Below are 16,879 nucleotides of genomic sequence, written 5' to 3'. Positions count from 1 at the left end.
CCCGTGAAGAAACGTTTTGTCGCCATCGCGGCGCTCGCGGTCGCCGCGATGGCCATGCCGCTCCTCTCCTCCCCCGCCGAGGCCGCCATCACCGGCGTCAACCTGCCCACCGGCAACAAGGTGCTCTCCCTGATCGGTCAGACCACCCCGGACCTGGCCGCCTACAAGTCGCAGGTGCTCGACGTCGACGCGAGCTTCCCGAAGCCGGGCGGCGTCACGCTCTACACCAACATCTCGCCGAACGCGTGCAACGGGCTCACCGCCACCTGTGACCTCAACGGCAACGTGTTCAACTTCGACCAGACGCTGGCGCAGTACCCGGGCGCGGCCCTGGCCGTCGGGCTCTACCTGGCCGACAGCCCCGGCTGCAACAACCAGCCGCTGCGGGCGATCATCAACCGGCAGGACGCGGACGTCGCCGGGGCGCTCGGCGCCCAGTACCGGCAGAACCTGGACAACCTGATCACGTATCTGAAGAACACCGGCCGGGCGGTCTACCTGCGCGTCGGGTACGAGTTCGACGGGCCGTGGAACTGCTACAACGCCGACTTCTACAAGGCCGCGTTCCGGGTCGTCAAACAGCGGATCACCGCGCTCGGCGCGAGCAACGTGGCGACCGTGTGGCAGAGCGCCAGCTACGTCAAGGACGGGGCGGCCGAGTACAAGCAGGACTTCTCCCACCCGAACCACCTGGCCGACTGGTATCCGGGCGACGACGTCGTGGACTGGGTGGCGATGAGCACGTTCTACTGGGACGCGACGTACCGGAAGCATCAGTGGGCGTGCGACACCCCGACCAGCTCGCCCGGGGTGCTCTACGACCGGGTGGTGAACTTCGCCCGCGCCCACGGCAAGCCGGCGATGATCGCCGAGTCGACACCGCAGGGCTACCGGACCTCCACACTCGACTCGTCCTGCGTAAACGTCAACAACCGGGTGGCCCTGGGTGGGCTGAACGAGCTGGCCGGGTGGTACGACCAGTACTTCTCGTACATCAACGCGAACAGTGACGTGATTCGCGCGGCCTCCTACATCAACAGCGACTGGGAGGCGATCAAGCAGTTCAGCTGCCCGGTGGGGGCGACGGCCGGGTCACCGAACTGCACCGACGGATACTGGGGGGACAGCCGGATCCAGGACAACGCGACGATCCGGGCCGGGTTCAAGCGGGAGTTGCAGAACTCGCTCTTCGTGAACGGGACCCTCGCGGGCCGCGGAGTCGACTGGGGCAGTGGTGTCCCGACGTCATCACCGTCGCCGTCGTCGTCTCCTTCCCCTTCTCCTTCCACGTCGACTTCCACGCCCCCGACCGGTGGTGGCCGGGACGCCTTCGCGACGATCGAGGCCGAAGGGCCCGACTCCCAGAGCGGCACAACCGTTGCCGGCAACCGGCTGGGCTCGCTGAACAACGGCGACTGGGCCCGCTACGACCGGATGAGCTTCGGGCGGACCCCGAACCAGGTCGTCTTCCGCTACTCCTCGGCCCGATCCACCGGCAGCGCGTTCACCCTCGAATTCCACGCCGGCTCGGCCACCGGCCCGGTCATCGCCGCGCCCGGCCTGCTCGGCACCGGCTCGACCGGGACGTACAAGGAAATCGCGTTCAACGTCAGCAACCTCCCGGCCGGCACGACCTCGATCACGGTCGTGCCCCGGGCCAACGAGACCACCGACATCCTCGAACTCGACTGGTTCCGTTTCAGCTGACCCCGAACCCGCCGCCGGGACCCTGGGCCGGGGTCCCGGCGGCGGCCCGTCCCTACCTGCGCCCGCCCAGCCAGCGCGGCCAGCGCCGCTCCCGCGAACGGTTCGAGCGCGGCTGTGGCTCGGGCTCGGGCTCGGGTTCCTCGTTCTGCTTCAGAATCGCCGCGGCCAGGGAACGGTCGTCGGCGGTGGCGTTCGGGGTGATCAGCATCAGGTGCGCCAGCGACGTCCAGATCGTCACCGGCCGGGGCGCCCGCGTGGCCGCGAGCATCCGGTCAGCGACCAGGCCACGTACCTCATCGCGGATCTCCGGCTGCCGATAGGCGGCCGTGACCAGCGCGAACAGCGCCGCGTCAGAAACCCAGTCCTCCACCCCGAAAGCCAGATCGACCAGCACCTGCCGCCGCGTCGACGTCGCCCACGGCTCCTGCTTCTCGTGGTGCAGGATGCCCAGACAGACCCACGGCTGCAGCAGGCGATACCAGTAGGCCGGGTCGGACCTGGCCAGCACCTGGTAACGCGGGATGTCCGGCGCCTGCGGCGGGTGCACGAGCAACCCGAGCAGGTCGTCCAACGGCAGATCCCCGAACGGCTCGGCCTGCACATACCCGGACAGCGGCGACGCCCACGGCTCGGCCCCGACCTGGTGGAGCACCCGCACGGCCTCACCCGACGGCGCGAACACCGCCGGCTCGGCCTCGTCACCCTGGTAACGCCAGACCGCGAACCGCCCCGGCCGCAACGGAACCCGCATGTCCGGCTCCCCGAACTCGGCGATCCCGATCTTCACCGGCTTCCCGGCGGCCCGCTCGAACGCGGCCAGCGCGCTCGGCGGCTCCCCACCGGACAACCCCAGCTCGGTGATCTCCGCCTCCTCACCGGCGGCCCGCCGGCGGGCGATGTCCCGGCTGATGTTGATGACCGCTTCCTCCGGCATCGGCACCCAGTTCAGCCAGGTCCGCTTCTCCCCCGCCATCGCGAACAGCAGCTCGGTGGTCCCACACCCGTGCGGTTCGTCGGCGATCGCGACCAGGTCCGAGACCTCCCCGGACGAGCGGAACCGCAGCGCGTGCCGGGCCGCCTCCCGGTGCGGAAAATCGGGATCCTCGGCGAACTCCCGGAGCTTGTCTTCGACGTTCTCGCTGACCATGGCCGGAGAGCTTAGTTGATCAATGTGGGGTCTTGTGGCCGTGGATCACCTGCGAAAACCATGCGGTTGGCGGGAGGCCGCTTCGGGTCCAGGGCATTTGCGGGTACGGCCATGGGGGGTTCCGCGGGTGGCCCGGCACCGAGGCGCGACCCGGACAGACCCCACCACTCCACCGGGGGGCGGTCCCACGACCATTATCCCGAATTCGCCGAACCCCCGCCGAGCCCCTGTGGACAACCCGCCACTGTGGATATCCACCACGCCTCCACTCGGGCGTGCTAAGCGCCGACGCACGGAGCTGCACGCCCTCCGCCGGCGCGAGCGCACCCTTCCCCCCGCACGAAACGAACCCACACGGTACGACGCAGGCCGGACCCACGACGCGACGCGGTCCCGCGCACGACCCGACACGGCACGGCACGAAGCGGCCCCTGCCCACGCGGAGCCGGCCCTCCCGCGCAGATGGCGGAAGGGCCGCGCCCAAAACCCAGCCGGAGAGCCACGCCAGGGGCGGACACACCGCCGCCCCGGCTGATCAGCTCCGGTACCGGACCTCGCTGAAGTCGGCCGCCAACTCACCCCCGGTCAGATCCTGCACCCACAACCCCACGAACGCCCCGGTGAATCCCCAGGCCAATGCGTTCTCCCCGTCCGATTCGAAGGCATGTTCGTCGGACAGCACGCTCGCGTCGAGCGGCCCCCACCGCACGTCGCCGCACGACGCCGTCAGCTCGCCGTGGTCGAGGTCGAGCCGCAGGCGCACCGGCCCGCTCACCGGAACGGCCGGGCCGTGGGCCCGCAGGCGTCCCCGGACGCGGGAGGTCAGTTCGACGACCACCTCACCGTCCCAGCCGACGCGCAGGAAGTACCAGTTCCGGCTGTTGTAGTACGCCACCACCCCGGCCGTCTGCTGGAATCCGACCGGCGTGAAGTCCACCGTCGCCTCGAACGACGCCCGGAACGCGTCGACCCGCCGGGCCAGCAGGCTCTCCCCGGTGTGGGCGGCCGCCGACCGCCCGCCCAGGATCCGCACGGCTCCCGGGTCGAGGACGGTCACCCAGGACGGTTCGGCCGGCCGCCGCAGGCTGTTCCACTGCGGCCCGCCGAAGTCTTGCACCACGGCCGGCCACGGATGTTCCGGCAGGTCGGGCCCGTTCACCACGTCGTGTGGCACGCCGCCTTCGATGCGCGGCCAGCCGTCCTCGGTCCAGGTGACCCGCTGGATCGCGGTCTCCCGTCCGAGGATGCAGCGCCCGCGTGGCCGGCTCAGCGGCCGGGCCGCCAGGTGCGCCAGGAACCATTCGCCGCCGGGTGTCTCCACCAGGCTTCCGTGTCCGGCTTTCTGCAGGGTGAGGCCGGGCCGGTGCACGGAGGTGAGCAGCGGCCCGGCCGGGTCGGTCTGATAGGGCCCGAGCGGGTGCCGGGCCCGGGCCACGGTCACCTGATGGAACCAGTCGGTTCCTCCTTCGGCCGTGAGGAGGATGTACCACCCGTCCCGCCGGTAGAGGTGCGGTCCTTCGGTCATGCCGGCCGCGGTCCCGCGGTAGATCTCGACCGGTTCCCCGACGAGTTTCCCGGCTGCCCGGTCGAGTTCCTGCGCGATGATCCCGGACGCCCAGGGCCGGCCGGGCCGCCAGTCGGTGCGGTTGCTGAGCAGCCAGGTCCGCCCGTCGTCGTCGTGGAACAGGGAGGGGTCGAAGCCTCGGGCGTGCAGCGGTATCGGGTCCGACCACGGTCCGTCGATGCTGGGCGCGGTGACCAGGTAGTTCGGGGTGTCGAAGAAGCCGCTGTAGCCCTTGACGTCGGTGAAGACCAGGTAGAACAGGCCGTCGGCCCAGGTCAGGCCGGGTGCCCAGACTCCGCCGGAGTCGGGGGCGCCGGCCAGGTCAAGCAGGCGGAGCGACGACAGGGCACCGCCCAGCGGCCGCCAGTGCACCAGGTCCCGGGAGTGGTGCAGGCGGACGCCGGGGTACCACTCGAACGTCGAGGTGGCCAGGTAGTAGTCGTCGCCGACGCGCAGGATCGACGGGTCGGGGTGGAAGCCGGGCAGGACCGGATTGCGGATCTCGGACAAGGGTGGGCTACTTTCCGAAGCCGGCCGCGAGCCCGCTGAGCAGGTGACGGCGGCCGAACAGGTACAGGGCGAGGACCGGCAGCGCGGAGATCACGACGGCGGCCATCAGTCCGGGCACGTCGGTGCCGTACTGGCTCTGGAACCTCCACAGTCCGAGGGTGAGCACCCGCTGGTCGTCGCTCTGGGTGAGCACGAGCGGGAAGAGGAAGCCGTTCCAGGCGCCCAGGCCGACGAAGATGCCGACGCTGACCAGTCCGGGCCGGGACAGGGGCAGGACGAGTTGCCGGAAGATCCGCCGGGTGGTGGCGCCGTCGACGGTCATCGCCTCGTACAGTTCGCCCGGGATGTCGCGCAGGGTGCTGGTCAGGACGACGATGGCGATGGGCAGCGAGAACGCGGCGGTGGGCAGGACGACGGCGAGCAGCGAGTCGTACATCTGCAGTCTCGTGATGATCAGGTAGATCGGCACGATGACCGCCTGCGCGGGCACGGCCAGCCCGAGCAGGAAGACGTTGAACGCGGTGCGCAGCGCCCGGCTCGGGTTGCGGACGATCGCGTAGGCCGCGGGCAGCGCCACCCCGAGCACCAGCGCCACCGTGCCGAACGCCACGATCAGGCTGTTGACCAGGTACGTCGTGAATCCCAGCTCGAACAGGGCGGTGAAGTTGGCCAGGGTCGGGTGGGTCGGCAGGTCGAGCGGGCCCTGCTCGATGTACGCGTCCTGGGTGCGGAACCCGGTGATCACGACGAAGTAGACGGGGACGGCCACGATCACGAGCCAGACGGCCGCCAGAACCCCGGCCGGGACATTCCACGTACGCGCAAGCCTTGATCTTGATCTGGAAAAAACGACCGACGTCATGCGCCCTCCCGATCGCTGGCCATCCGGTGGTAGCCCGTGATGCGGACCACGACGACCGACAGGGCGGTGCCGACGGCGACCAGCAGAACCGCGAGCACGCTGGCATAACCCATGTCGAAGCCGACGAATCCCTTGATGTACATGTGCAGCGGCAGCACCCGGGTCGCGGTGCCCGGCCCGCCGTTGGTCATCAGAAGAACCATTTCGAAGTACGTCAGTGAGCCGACCAGCATCAGCACCGAGCTCGCGATGATCGTGTTCCGCAACTGCGGCAGGGTGATCGCGAAGAACTGCCGCACCCCCGTTGCTCCGTCGATCTGCGCGGCCTCGAAGAGCGACCGGGGGATCTGCCGGGTCGCCGATTGGTAGAGCAGCGTGTGGAACGGCACGAACTGCCAGGCCACGACGAACGCGATGACGTAGAGCGCGTTGTCCGAGCCGAGGAAGTTGCCGTCCGGCACGCCGACGTACTTTCCGTAGTCCGCGGCCAGCCCGAAGTTGGGGTCGAGCAGCGACACGAAGGTCAGCGAGATCGCCGCGGTCGACAGCAGCAGCGGCAGGAAGAACAGGGTCGACACGGCCGCGCGAGCGCGTTGCGGGCCGGCCGCCCACACGCCGATGAGCAGCGCCAACGGTGTCTGCAGGAGCCAGGAGACGACGGTCAGCAGAAGCGTCCGGGTGATGCCGTTGATCAGGTCCGGGTCGTCGGTGACGGCCGCCCAGTTGGCCAGGCCGATCCACTGCGGGTCGCCCAGGCCGTTCCACCGGGTGAGGCTCAGGTAGGCGACGGCGACGACCGGCAGGATGCCGAGGGCGACGAAGAAGGCGACCGCGGGCGCGGCCCAGGCGAACCCGGGCCGCTCCCTGTGTGCTGCGGCGATCATTTGACCTTGGCCATGGCGGCCGCGAACTCGTCCGGGGTGATCTTGTCGACGAACAGCTTCTGCAGATTGGTCAGCAGTGCGGCGCTGACCGACGGGCTGAGCGCCTGGTCCCAGGACTGGGTGAAGCTCGGCGCGTTCGCCACCAGGTCGTAGGTGAAGGTGGTGAAGTCCGCGTTCGGCTTGGTCCTGAGCGTCGCCTCGACGCCCTTGACCGGCGGGACCTGTCCGGCTTCGATCAGGCCGTTGATGTAGGAGTCGGAGGTCAGCGACTTCACCACGAAGTCGGTGGCCACGGTCTTGTTCTTCGACGCCGCGTTGACCGAGTAGTAGTTGCTCGGGTTGCCGACCACGGCCTTCGGGTCACCGGCGCCGCCGTCGTAGGCCGGGAAGTTCACGTAGCCGAGCTTGCCGTCGGTGATGAACTTCGGGTTGGCGTCCTTCTGCACCGAGAAGTCCCAGGTGCCCATCAGGTGCATGGCCGCCTTGCCGGTGGCGAACAGCTTCGACGCGCCCTGGTTGTCGTAGTTGACCGAGGCGTAGTTGGTGCCGAACGCACCCCGCCCGACCAGGTTCTTGATCTCGCCGAGGGCCTTGACCACGGCCGGGTCGGTCCAGGCGCCGTCGCGGCCCGCGGCGATCGCCTGGAACTTGTCGGCGCCGCCGATGCGGTCCAGCAGGTACTCCAGCCACATCAGTTCGGTCCAGCCCTGCGAGCCGGCCAGCGCGATCGGCACGACCCTCTTCGATTTAAAAACATCGATCAAATTCAGAAGCTCCGCGTACGTCTTGGGGGGCTGGACCCCGGCTTGGTCGAAGACGTCCTTGTTGATGAACAACACGACCGGCAGCACCCCGAGCATCGGCAGGCCGTACTGCTTCCCGCCGACCTGCCCGACCGACATCACGCTGGGCAGGAACTTGTCCTTGAGCGCGGGATCCTTGGCCAGCACGTCGTCCAGCGGCTCGACCTGCCCGGCGTCCACGAACTGCTCGAGGTTGCCGCCGCCCCAGTTGAAGAAGACGTCCGGCGCCTGCGGCGAGCCCATCGCCACCTGCAGTTTCTGCTTGTACGCGTCGTTGACGTAGGTGACCAGCTCGACCTTGTTCCCGGTGCCGGCGTTGAAGTCGGCGATGCTCCGGGTGGCGATCGGGTTGACCGCGGCGTCCTCCAGGGCCCACACCTGCACCCCGGAGCCGGCCGCACCGGATCCGGTGCCCGGGCCGCCGTTGCCGCACGCCGCGGCCAGGGTCAGCGCCGCCGACGCGGCGATCACTTTCAGAACGGTTCTGCGCATGGTTATCGAAATCTTTCGGAGAGGTTTCGGTGCCGTCCAGCGGCGGTGTAACGTGCCGATCACACGACACGGCATCGATGACGGCAATACTTTTCGAAACCTGGGGGAAACATGGCGTCGAGCCGGCGGCCGACCCTGACCGAGATCGCCCGCGAGGCCAACGTGGCGATCTCCACCGTGTCGAAAGTGCTCAACGGGCACACCGACGTGGCGCCGTCGACCCGGCGCACGATCGAGAAACTCATCACCGAGCGCGGCTACCAGCGGCCCCGGACGGCGCGACGGGCCGGCCGCCGTACCGATCTCATCGATCTGGTGATCAACCAGCTGGACAGCGTGTGGGGTCTGTCCATCCTGTCCGGGGTCGAGGAGGTGATCGAGGACGCCGGGCTCAGCCTGGTCGTCTCCTCGGTCCACAACCGGCAGTCACTGACCCGCCGCTGGATCGACTCGCTGCTGGCCCGCGGTTCGGAGGGCGCGATCCTGGTGCTCTCCGAGCTGACCGAGGCCCAGCGGGGCGACCTGGAACGCCGCGGCCTGCCGTTCGTGGTGGTCGACGGGGTGAGCCAGCCGCCGCCGGAGGTCCCGTCGATCGGCGCCACGAACTTCTCCGGCGGGTACGCGGCGGCCGAGCACCTGATCCAGCTCGGGCACACCCGGATCGCCGCGATCGGCGGCCCGGAACAACTGCAGTGCACCCGGGCCCGCATCGCCGGGTACCGGGCCGCGCTGGAGACGGCCGGGCTGCCCGCCGACCGGCAGCTGGTGCGCTACAGCAACTTCCAGCACGAGGGCGGCCTGCAGGCCACGGCCGCGCTGCTCGACCGGCCCGAGCGTCCGACGGCGATCTTCGCGGGCAGCGATCAGCAGGCCACCGGGGTGTACGAGGCGCTGCGCCGGGCCGGCCTGCGCATCCCGGGCGACGTCAGCGTGGTCGGCTTCGACGACCTGAACTTCGCCCAGTGGACGGCGCCGCCGCTGACCACCGTGCGGCAGCCGCTGCACGAGATGGGCGTGGCCGCGGCCCGCACCCTGCTACGACTGATCAACGGTGAGCGGCTGGAGTCCACCCGGATCGAGCTGGCCACCGAGCTGGTCGTCCGGGAGAGCACCCGGTCGGTGAAATGACGGCTCGGGCACCGGTTTGCCGAAGAAGTAGCCCTGCGCGTACTCGTACCCGAGTTCCCGCAGGTAATCGGCCTGCAACGCGGTCTCGACCCCCTCGGCGACGGCCAGCAGCCCCAGCCCCTTGCTGACGTGGATCAGCGCGTCCACGATCACTGCCCGGGAACCGTCGGCGGTGATCTCGTCGACGAACGACTTGTCGACCTTGAGCACGTCCACCGGGACGGTCCGCAGCAGGCCCAGCGACGAGTGTCCGGTGCCGAAGTCGTCCAGCGCGATCCGCACCCCGGCCGCGTGCAGCGTCTCCACCGCGTGCACCGCGGTCCCCCCGCCGAACAGGGCCGTCTCGGTCACCTCGACCAGCAGCTGGGCCGGTTCGAGACCGCACTCGGTGAGGATCCCGGCCACCACCGCCGGGAAGCCGGGCTCGCTGAGCTGGCGGGCCGACACGTTCACGCTGATGTAGCCGGGCGCGTCCCGGCCCAGGTCCCGCCGCCAACCGGCGAACTTCCAGCACGCCGTACGCATGACGAACTCGCCCAGCTCGACGATCAGCCCGTTGTCCTCGGCGACCGGCACGAAGTCGACCGGGCTGACGAACCCGCGCACCGGGTGATGCCAGCGCACCAGCGCCTCGCAGGCCTGGAACCGCCCGGTGTCCAGGTCCACGATCGGCTGGTAGACCACCCGGAAATCGCCGTCGTCCAGGCTGTGCCGCAGGTCGGCGCCGAGCCGCGCGGTCGCGTCGGCCCGCGCGTCCAGCTCGGCCGTGTAGACCATGAGCTGACTGCCGGCCGCCTTGGCGGCGTACCGGGCGGTGTCGGCCCGGCGCACCAGCTCGGGCACCGGCACCGCCCCGCAGTGCTCGCTGTCGGCCACCCCGAGCCGGGCATTGAGCAGCAGCTCGTGCTCGCCCGAGACGATCGGCCGGCGCAGCAGGTCGACCAGCCGGGCCACCACGGCGTCGCCCTCGCCCTCGCGCGTGTCCAGCGCCAGGACCGCGAACTCGTCGGCCCCCATCCGGGCCACCGCGTCACCCTCGCGCAGCGAGCGGCGCAGCAGGTCGGCCACCGCGGCCAGGGCCTGATCGCCGGCGGTCCGGCCGAGCCGGTCGTTGACGTGCTTGAACCCGGCCAGGTCGATCATGATGAGCCGGCACGGGCCGGCCGCCACCCCGCGGATCGCCTCCTCCTCGAAGGCCCGCCGGTTCGGCAGGCCGGTCAGGTCGTCGCGCATGGCCAGGTCGTGCAGCCGCCGGGCCTGGCTGTGAGCCCGCGCGATGTACCCGGACATCCGGGTCACCACCAGCACGAACAGCGCCATCGAACCGATCCCGACGGCCAGCCAGCTGGTCGCACCGGTCCCGCGCTCGCCCTGCACCAGCAGGATCGCCGGCACCATGAGCATCGAGGCGAGCAGCGCCAGCAGCCGGCTCCAGCCCAGACTGTCGGCCTCCTCGGCCGGCCCCAGGGTCGGCGACGGGTGGATGGCCGCGGCGGCCCAGCAGACGTAGGCGAACAGGTAGCCGCCGTAGACGAACGACCCCCACGGATCCATCGCCGCCGGCACCAGCGTGTACACGGTGTTGCAGGCCAGCGTGACCACGCCGCCCACGGTGAGCAGCCACATCCCGGCCGTCCGCGGACCCCGGCGCAACAGCATCGGCACCAGCAGCGCACACAACAGCACACCCATCGTCGGGTAGCCGGCCGTCACCGCCCGGGCCAGCGGCGACTGCGTCGCGTCGATCACGATCGGTTCGATCACGAACGTCCAGTACGCGATGCCGACACTGATCGCCACGATCGCCGAGTCGATCAGGTTCCCCGACCAGAACGGCCCCCGCCGGCGGGTCAGCAGGAACAGCGCGATCACCAGCAGCGGATAGGCACCCAGGTAGAACGCGTCGGCCCAGGACGGGAACGAGGCAGCCCCGTTCGCCGCGTAGACCAGATCACCGGCCACCCAGGTGACGACCCCGGCCGCGAACAGGTACCAGGCCGGCTTCTGATCCCGATGCCGCCGCCGAGCCCCGACCACCATCACCGCGACCGCTGCGAACGACAGCAGCGAGGACACGACCACCGCGGCCAGGCCGTACGGCAGCAGCGACCACCCGGCTGCGACCGCCGTGCCGACCAGCAGCCAGGCGAGCCACCACGGGGGACGCCGGAGACCCGTCACATCCGGTCAGTTCGGCACGCGCCCGGCAAACTTGAGCCCCAACCCCAACCCGGTCCGACCAATCCCGAAGCAGCTCACTCCCGCCGGGTCAGCCGCTCCACGTAATAGGTCTCGTACTTGTCCAGGATCGGCCCGATCTCCGGCGCCGCCGCCCCCGCGAAGCTCTCGAACACCTGCCGGTACTGCAGGATGACGTTGCCGCCCCGGGAGAGCAGCCCGGTGTTGTAGGTCTCGATGACAACCATGTCGTCGTCGAAGAGCGTGAATCCATGCTGGGGCGGGATGGCCGTCGGCGTCTCGTCGGCGATGATGCCGAACGTCACGTTGGGACGACCGGCGAGCTCACGGAGATGACCGAGCTGCTCGAGCATCGACACCGGCGGGCAGAGGCGATTGCGCAGCGCCGCCTCGGCGATCACGAAGTGGAACTTCTTGCCGAGGTCGGCCAGGGCCTCCTGCCGCTCGGTCCGGGCGGTGACCGCGCGGGCCAGCTCCAACTCGTCGCCCTCCGGCTGCACCACACGCAGGAACGCCAGCAGCGCTGCACGCACATAGCTGCCGATCTGCACTAATCCGGGCAGCACGGCGGGCTGGAAGTCCCGGATCTCGCGAGCCGAGGACTCCCACTTCGCCACGCCCCGCTGCCGATTGGCGAGGCCGGCCGCCGCCGGGCGCCAGTCGGTCATCCGGTCGTGCGCCATTTCGGCTCGGCGCCGCAGGTCCTGGACCTCGGCCTCGCCGGCGCCCAGGGCACGCGCGATGACGACCACGTCCTCCGGATCGGGAAGCCCGCGGCCGCGCTCGATCCGGGAGATCTTGGGTTGGCTCATGCCAACCAGCGCGGCCAGCTTGGCCCCGCTGAGCTGGTGGGCTCGACGCATCCGCGCCAGGGCCTCACCGATCGGCTGCTCCGGATCGACGTGGGGATCAGAGCTGGTCGCCAATCGATTGCCCCCGTCTCGAACCCTCAGGAAACCGCCTGCTGAGCCGCTCGGAGAAGCTCCAGGGGAATCTCCACGAGCATCTCGCCGTCCGGCACGTCGACACCGGCCTGCTCCGCCGGAACCACATAGCCCTGGACCACGATGGAACCCGAGTCGGTGCTGAAGATCGTCGGACAGGCACCCGAGGTACAGCTGTCAGCGATCACGCGCAAGGTCATCCTTTTAGTCACACTGGAGATTTATCATACTACGAGGTTTGAGGTGCGGAAACGCGTCAGCATGCGGCGTGACAACTAACCGACCGAAAATCACCCTTGACAAACGATCAATGGGCCTAAATTTATTCGCAGGTAGTGAATAAGTCATGGACAGTCGCCGCCACCTCCCGGAGCCTGAGAGTAGTCAATCCACTACTCCCCTTGGCGGTGGTCATGTTCCACCTGTCGTCACCGGGGCCCTCGCTCGCCGGCGATCAGCCCCTGCTCTATCTCGTCCTGGCCGGATTCTGCGTGATCATCGGACTTCGTTTCCTGAAACGCGCGATGGAGCCGTTCGGAGTCGTACTGGAGGCGGCCGCAGCGGCTGCCGTCGTCGCCTTCTCCCTCGGCATCGCGCTGGTCCTTCTGCTGGCCGCAATCGTCGCCCGGTGACCGGTTCAGGAGTCGCCATGAGTCCTGTCGTCCTCATCGGGCTGGTCACCGCGCTCGTCGCCTTCGTCGTGATGACCGAGTTGCTGGCCGCCGCCCTACCGCTGCTGATCGTCATCGTTCTCGTCCCGGCCCACGAACGCCCGGCGTTGGCGGCGGTGATCGCCGCAGCCGACCACCGGCGGCGGCTCCGGTTCTGGCCGGCGCTGCGAACGGCCACGGCCGCGCGGCGGATTCAGGCCGGGCGGTACTCCACCTCGGGCCGCCCCGGCCCCCCATAACGCGGAGTGCGCACCGCCCGCCCCGACTCGGCCAGATGCTCCAGGTAGCGACGAGCCGTCACCCGCGAGGTCCCGGTCCGGGCCGCCACCTCGGCCGCCGACAGTCCCGGCTCGGCCCGCAAAGCCCCCAGCACCAGGTCGAACGTCGCCGAGTCGAGCCCTTTCGGCAGGCTCCCCGGCGGGCTCCCGCGCAGCGTCGAGAACACCCGGTCGATCTCGTGCTGGGCCGCCGCCTCGGTCGATTCCACCAGTTGCGCGCGGTAACGGGCGTACCGGTCGAGCTTGTCCCGGAAGGCGGCGAACGTGAACGGCTTCAGCAGATAGTGCGTCACCCCGAGCGCCACCGCCTGCCGCACCATCCCCAGGTCGCGGTTGGACGTCACGGCCAGCACGTCGGCACCGCTGCCGGCCGCCCGCAACGCCCGGGCCAGGTCGAGTCCATGCCGATCGGGCAGGTTCAGATCAAGAAGAATCAGATCCACTTCCCGCGTACGCAGGATGCCCGTCGCCTCCCGGGCCGTGTGCGCCACGCCCACGACCTCGAACCCGTCGACCCGCTCGGTGTACACGCGATGCGCCTCGGCGATCAGCGGCTCGTCCTCCACGACCAGCACCCGGATCATCGCGGCCGCTCCGGGCCGGCCGGGACGGGCAGCGACAGCCGGACGGAGAAGATCGCCCCGCCCGAGGGTCCCGGGCTGATGCCGTACGTCCCGGCGTACCGCTGCGCGACCTGCCGGACCAGCGACAGTCCGACGCCCCGGCCGGGGCCCGGTTTGGTCGTCCAGCCGCGCCGGAAGGCCGCGTCCGCCTGGTCCGGGGTCAGCCCCGGCCCGGTGTCGCCGACTTCGACCAGCACCGCGTCCTCCTCCTGCCGCACCAGTACCCGTACCCGCCGCGGCGAGCCGGCCGGGACACCGGCGACCGCTTCCAGGGCGTTGTCGACCAGGTTGCCGACCACCGTGAGCAGATCACGAGGCGGCAGGGGTGAATCGTTCACCTGCGAGGACGGGTCGACGATCAGTTCGGCGCCGCGTTCGGCGGCCTGGGCCGATTTGCCGAGCAGCAGCGCGGCCAGGGCCGGTTCGCGGACCGCGCCGACGACCTGGTCGGTGAGCTGCTGGGCGAGCGCCAGTTCTTCGGTGCCGAGCCGGACCGCTTCTTCCGGTTGTCCGAGTTCGACCAGGGTGAGGACGGTGTGCAGCCGGTTGGCGGCCTCGTGGGCCTGGGCCCGCAGCGCCTCGGTCAGGCCGCGCACCGAGTCGAGTTCGCCGGTGAGCTGGCGCAGCTCGGTGTGGTCGCGCAGGGTGAGCACACTGCCGCGGGAGTCGTGGGTGAAGCGACGGCTGGCGACCAGGATGCGGTCGCCGGCCAGGATCGGCTCGTCCACCATGGTGCGCCGTTCGGCGATCAGGTCGGCGACCTCGGCGGGGATCTCCGGCGGATCGATGAAGTCGAGGCCGAGCAGCCGCCGGGCCTCGTCGTTGATCAGCTCGACCCGCCCGTCGCGGCCGGCCACGACCAGGCCCTCGCGGACCGAGTGCAGCACCGCGTCGTAGTACTCGTACATGCTGGTCATCTCGGCCGGCCCGAGCCCGTGGGTCTGCCGGCCCAGGCGGCGGCTCAGGACCCACGCGCCGGCCGCGGCCAGCAGCAGCGCCGCGGCGGTGCCGGTGGCGACCGCCGGGAACTGGGCGACCAGGGCCCGGTTGATCGCGGTGGTGCGGATGCCGACCGCGACCAGGCCGACGATCGTGCCGGAACCGTCGCGGATCGGTACGACGGTGCGCCACGAGTCACCCAGGCTGCCCGGGTACTCCTCGACGACCTCGCCACCGGCCAGCGCCTGGTCGACCGAACCGGCGAACGGCCGGCCGATCAGGCTGGGGGTCGGATGCGTGTACCGGGTGCGGTCCGGGGCCATCACCACGATGAAGTCGGTCCCGGTGGCTTTGCGCGCCGCCTCGGCGTACGGCTGAAGGGTTTTGCTGGGATCCTCGGAATGCAACGCCGTGACCACTTCGGGCGAGTGCGCGATCGTCTCGGCCACGGCCGTGACCTCGCCGATCGCCGCGTTGCGGGCATCGCGCCGGGCGAGCAGCACGGCGCCGGTCGTGCAGACCGCCACCAGCAGCGTCACGACCAGCACCTGCAGCGCGAACAGTTGCCGCGCGATACTCCACCGACGAGTCATACCCGTTTCCAGCCCGTGAGAGGCGATGAACAGAATGACCGTAATCGTGATCTGGGCTGAGACCTAGACCACAGTCCTCGCCATGAAGGACCGCACCCGCTATCTGTATCCGGCCGTGATCGTGGCCGTACTCCTCGGCATCGCCGTAGGCCTGCTCGCTCCGGAGACGGCAGTGGAGCTCAAGCCGATCGGCACCGGATTCGTCAACCTGATCAAGATGATGATCAGCCCGGTCATCTTCTGCACCCTCGTGCTCGGCGTCGGCTCGGTCCGGCAGGCGGCCAAGGTCGGCAAGGTCGGCGGCCTGACACTCGGCTACTTCCTGATCATGTCGACGGTCGCGCTGGCCATCGGCCTGATCGTCGGCAACATCATTCACCCGGGCTCCGGCCTGCACCTGGACGCCTCGGTCGCCGCGGCCGGGCAGAAGCAGGTGAGCGGCACCGCGAGCGAGAGCACGGCCGACTTCATCCTCGGCATCATCCCGACGACCCTGGTCTCCCCGCTGGTCGGCAGCGAGGTGCTGCAGACGCTGCTGGTCGCGCTGCTGATCGGTTTCGCCCTGCAGTCGATGGGCGAGCGGGCCCAGCCGGTGCTCAACGCCATCGGCGTCTTCCAGCGCCTGGTCTTCCGGGTGCTGGCCATGCTGATGTGGCTGGCCCCGATCGGCGCGTTCGGCGCGATCGCCGCGGTGGTCGGCTCGGCCGGCGTGGACGCGCTGATCAGCCTGGCCCAGATCATGCTCGGCTTCTACCTGACCTGCGCGATCTTCGTGTTCGCGGTGCTCGGCCCGATGCTCTGGCTGGTCGCCCGGGTCAACATCTGGCGCTTCTTCCGCTACCTGGGCCGGGAGTTCCTGCTGATCCTGTCGACGTCGTCGTCCGAGTCGGCGCTGCCCCGCCTGATCGCCAAGATGGAACATGTCGGCGTCAGCAAGCCGGTCGTCGGCATCGCGGTGCCGACCGGTTACTCCTTCAACCTCGACGGCACGGCGATCTACCTGACCATGGCGTCGCTGTTCATCGCCCAGGCCATGGACAAACCGCTCTCCATCGGCGAGCAGGTCTCCCTGCTCCTGTTCATGATCATCGCGTCCAAGGGCGCGGCCGGGGTCACCGGCGCCGGCCTGGCCACCCTGGCCGGCGGCCTGCAGACGCACCGGCCGGAACTCGTCGACGGCGTCGGCCTGATCGTCGGCATCGACCGGTTCATGTCCGAGGCCCGCGCGCTGACCAACTTCGCCGGCAACGCCGTCGCCACGATCCTGATCGGCACCTGGACCAAGGAGTTCGACCGGGAGCGGGCCGAGCTGGTGCTCAGCGGCAACGACCCGTTCGACGAGGCCACCATGCTCGACGACGACCACGCCCCGGAGCCGGCCTCGACCCCGGTTCTGGCCGGCGCGAGCACCGCCGGCCCCGCGGGCGAGGATGCCGCCCCGCCGTCGGCAAAAGGGATTTAAAACCTAAAACACGATTTGAGGGTACGGCGTTCGCGCCGCCCTGACAGCCCGCTGGCACGGCTCACCCGGCCCC

At 69.9% G+C, this 16,879-nt stretch carries 15 protein-coding genes; 5 read left to right on the top strand and 10 right to left on the bottom strand.

The genetic code is table 11. The features are described 5' to 3' along the window. The first annotated feature begins 3 nt into the window (after positions 1–3). The gene (locus tag ACSHV8_RS02880) at positions 4–1,707 is read left to right on the top strand and encodes a carbohydrate-binding protein (RefSeq protein WP_436529096.1); all 1,704 of its coding nucleotides are present in this window, start codon (positions 4–6) and stop codon (positions 1,705–1,707) included. Between the two features lie 52 nt (positions 1,708–1,759). On the opposite strand, the gene ACSHV8_RS02875 is transcribed toward ACSHV8_RS02880, so the two are convergent. The 5 genes from ACSHV8_RS02875 to ACSHV8_RS02855 all read right to left on the bottom strand — a co-directional run bounded on the left by ACSHV8_RS02875 (position 1,760) and on the right by ACSHV8_RS02855 (position 7,948). Beyond that, a complete protein-coding gene (locus ACSHV8_RS02875) occupies positions 1,760–2,854 on the bottom strand; it encodes a hypothetical protein (RefSeq protein WP_436529094.1) in 1,095 nt (364 codons plus the stop codon). Positions 2,855–3,389: 535 nt separating this feature from the next. Further along, a complete protein-coding gene (locus tag ACSHV8_RS02870; protein WP_436529092.1) occupies positions 3,390–4,928 on the bottom strand; it encodes a glycoside hydrolase family 43 protein in 1,539 nt (512 codons plus the stop codon). Between the two features lie 7 nt (positions 4,929–4,935). Beyond that, positions 4,936–5,790 carry a carbohydrate ABC transporter permease gene (locus ACSHV8_RS02865; protein ID WP_436529090.1) on the bottom strand — a complete coding sequence of 285 codons (855 nt, stop codon included), beginning with the start codon at positions 5,788–5,790 and terminating at the stop codon, positions 4,936–4,938. Continuing rightward, positions 5,787–6,674 carry a carbohydrate ABC transporter permease gene (locus ACSHV8_RS02860; RefSeq protein ID WP_436529088.1) on the bottom strand — a complete coding sequence of 296 codons (888 nt, stop codon included), beginning with the start codon at positions 6,672–6,674 and terminating at the stop codon, positions 5,787–5,789. The genes ACSHV8_RS02865 and ACSHV8_RS02860 overlap by 4 nt, the downstream gene beginning before the upstream one ends. Beyond that, positions 6,671–7,948: an extracellular solute-binding protein gene (locus ACSHV8_RS02855; RefSeq protein WP_436529086.1), complete on the bottom strand. Its 1,278-nt coding sequence runs from the start codon at positions 7,946–7,948 to the stop codon at positions 6,671–6,673. Before ACSHV8_RS02855 ends, ACSHV8_RS02860 begins: the two co-directional genes overlap by 4 nt. A 132-nt stretch (positions 7,949–8,080) precedes the next feature. Here ACSHV8_RS02855 and ACSHV8_RS02850 point away from each other — a divergent pair, with 132 nt between their 5' ends. After that, positions 8,081–9,097 carry a LacI family DNA-binding transcriptional regulator gene (locus ACSHV8_RS02850; protein WP_436529085.1) on the top strand — a complete coding sequence of 339 codons (1,017 nt, stop codon included), beginning with the start codon at positions 8,081–8,083 and terminating at the stop codon, positions 9,095–9,097. On the opposite strand, the gene ACSHV8_RS02845 is transcribed toward ACSHV8_RS02850, so the two are convergent. From ACSHV8_RS02845 to ACSHV8_RS02835, 3 genes are all read right to left on the bottom strand, one after another. Continuing rightward, on the bottom strand, positions 9,005–11,278 hold the full coding sequence (locus tag ACSHV8_RS02845; RefSeq protein WP_436529084.1) for a putative bifunctional diguanylate cyclase/phosphodiesterase: 2,274 nt from the start codon (positions 11,276–11,278) through the stop codon (positions 9,005–9,007). The two genes, ACSHV8_RS02850 and ACSHV8_RS02845, sit on opposite strands and share 93 nt — an antisense overlap. Positions 11,279–11,352: 74 nt before the next feature. Further along, complete coding sequence (locus tag ACSHV8_RS02840; RefSeq protein ID WP_436529083.1) at positions 11,353–12,222, bottom strand: Scr1 family TA system antitoxin-like transcriptional regulator; 870 nt, start codon at positions 12,220–12,222, stop codon at positions 11,353–11,355. 23 nt (positions 12,223–12,245) lie between these two features. Further along, complete coding sequence (locus ACSHV8_RS02835; RefSeq protein WP_436529081.1) at positions 12,246–12,428, bottom strand: hypothetical protein; 183 nt, start codon at positions 12,426–12,428, stop codon at positions 12,246–12,248. 213 nt (positions 12,429–12,641) lie between these two features. On the opposite strand from ACSHV8_RS02835, the gene ACSHV8_RS02830 reads away from it, so the two are divergent. Next, positions 12,642–12,872 carry a hypothetical protein gene (locus ACSHV8_RS02830; RefSeq protein ID WP_436529079.1) on the top strand — a complete coding sequence of 77 codons (231 nt, stop codon included), beginning with the start codon at positions 12,642–12,644 and terminating at the stop codon, positions 12,870–12,872. A gap of 17 nt (positions 12,873–12,889) precedes the next feature. Further along, a complete protein-coding gene (locus ACSHV8_RS02825) occupies positions 12,890–13,150 on the top strand; it encodes a hypothetical protein (protein ID WP_436529077.1) in 261 nt (86 codons plus the stop codon). Here ACSHV8_RS02825 and ACSHV8_RS02820 read toward each other — a convergent pair. Next, complete coding sequence (locus ACSHV8_RS02820) at positions 13,105–13,773, bottom strand: response regulator (protein ID WP_436529076.1); 669 nt, start codon at positions 13,771–13,773, stop codon at positions 13,105–13,107. The genes ACSHV8_RS02825 and ACSHV8_RS02820 overlap by 46 nt on opposite strands. Then, entirely contained in the window at positions 13,770–15,344 is a 1,575-nt protein-coding gene (locus tag ACSHV8_RS02815) for a sensor histidine kinase (protein WP_436529074.1), read from the bottom strand. The genes ACSHV8_RS02820 and ACSHV8_RS02815 overlap by 4 nt, the downstream gene beginning before the upstream one ends. Positions 15,345–15,426: 82 nt before the next feature. Between ACSHV8_RS02815 and ACSHV8_RS02810 the strand changes: the two genes are divergently transcribed. Beyond that, complete coding sequence (locus ACSHV8_RS02810) at positions 15,427–16,806, top strand: cation:dicarboxylate symporter family transporter (RefSeq protein ID WP_436529072.1); 1,380 nt, start codon at positions 15,427–15,429, stop codon at positions 16,804–16,806. Positions 16,807–16,879 lie beyond the last annotated feature (73 nt).

The organism is Actinoplanes sp. HUAS TT8 (genome assembly GCF_051380535.1).
Lineage (GTDB): Bacteria > Actinomycetota > Actinomycetes > Mycobacteriales > Micromonosporaceae > Actinoplanes.
The sequence above is the reverse complement of the archived record's forward strand: the minus strand, read 5'-3'. Positions and strand labels throughout refer to the sequence as shown.

Bases quoted from the DNA above. Each gene is read 5' to 3' on its own strand.
- ACSHV8_RS02875 (WP_436529094.1), bottom strand. From the start codon at position 2,854: ATGGTCAGCGAGAACGTCGAAGACAAGCTCCGGGAGTTCGCCGAGGAT.
- ACSHV8_RS02865 (WP_436529090.1), bottom strand. From the start codon at position 5,790: ATGACGTCGGTCGTTTTTTCCAGATCAAGATCAAGGCTTGCGCGTACG.
- ACSHV8_RS02860 (WP_436529088.1), bottom strand. From the start codon at position 6,674: ATGATCGCCGCAGCACACAGGGAGCGGCCCGGGTTCGCCTGGGCCGCG.
- ACSHV8_RS02850 (WP_436529085.1), top strand. From the start codon at position 8,081: ATGGCGTCGAGCCGGCGGCCGACCCTGACCGAGATCGCCCGCGAGGCC.
- ACSHV8_RS02825 (WP_436529077.1), top strand. From the start codon at position 12,890: ATGAGTCCTGTCGTCCTCATCGGGCTGGTCACCGCGCTCGTCGCCTTC.
- ACSHV8_RS02820 (WP_436529076.1), bottom strand. From the start codon at position 13,773: ATGATCCGGGTGCTGGTCGTGGAGGACGAGCCGCTGATCGCCGAGGCG.
- ACSHV8_RS02815 (WP_436529074.1), bottom strand. From the start codon at position 15,344: ATGACTCGTCGGTGGAGTATCGCGCGGCAACTGTTCGCGCTGCAGGTG.
- ACSHV8_RS02810 (WP_436529072.1), top strand. From the start codon at position 15,427: ATGAAGGACCGCACCCGCTATCTGTATCCGGCCGTGATCGTGGCCGTA.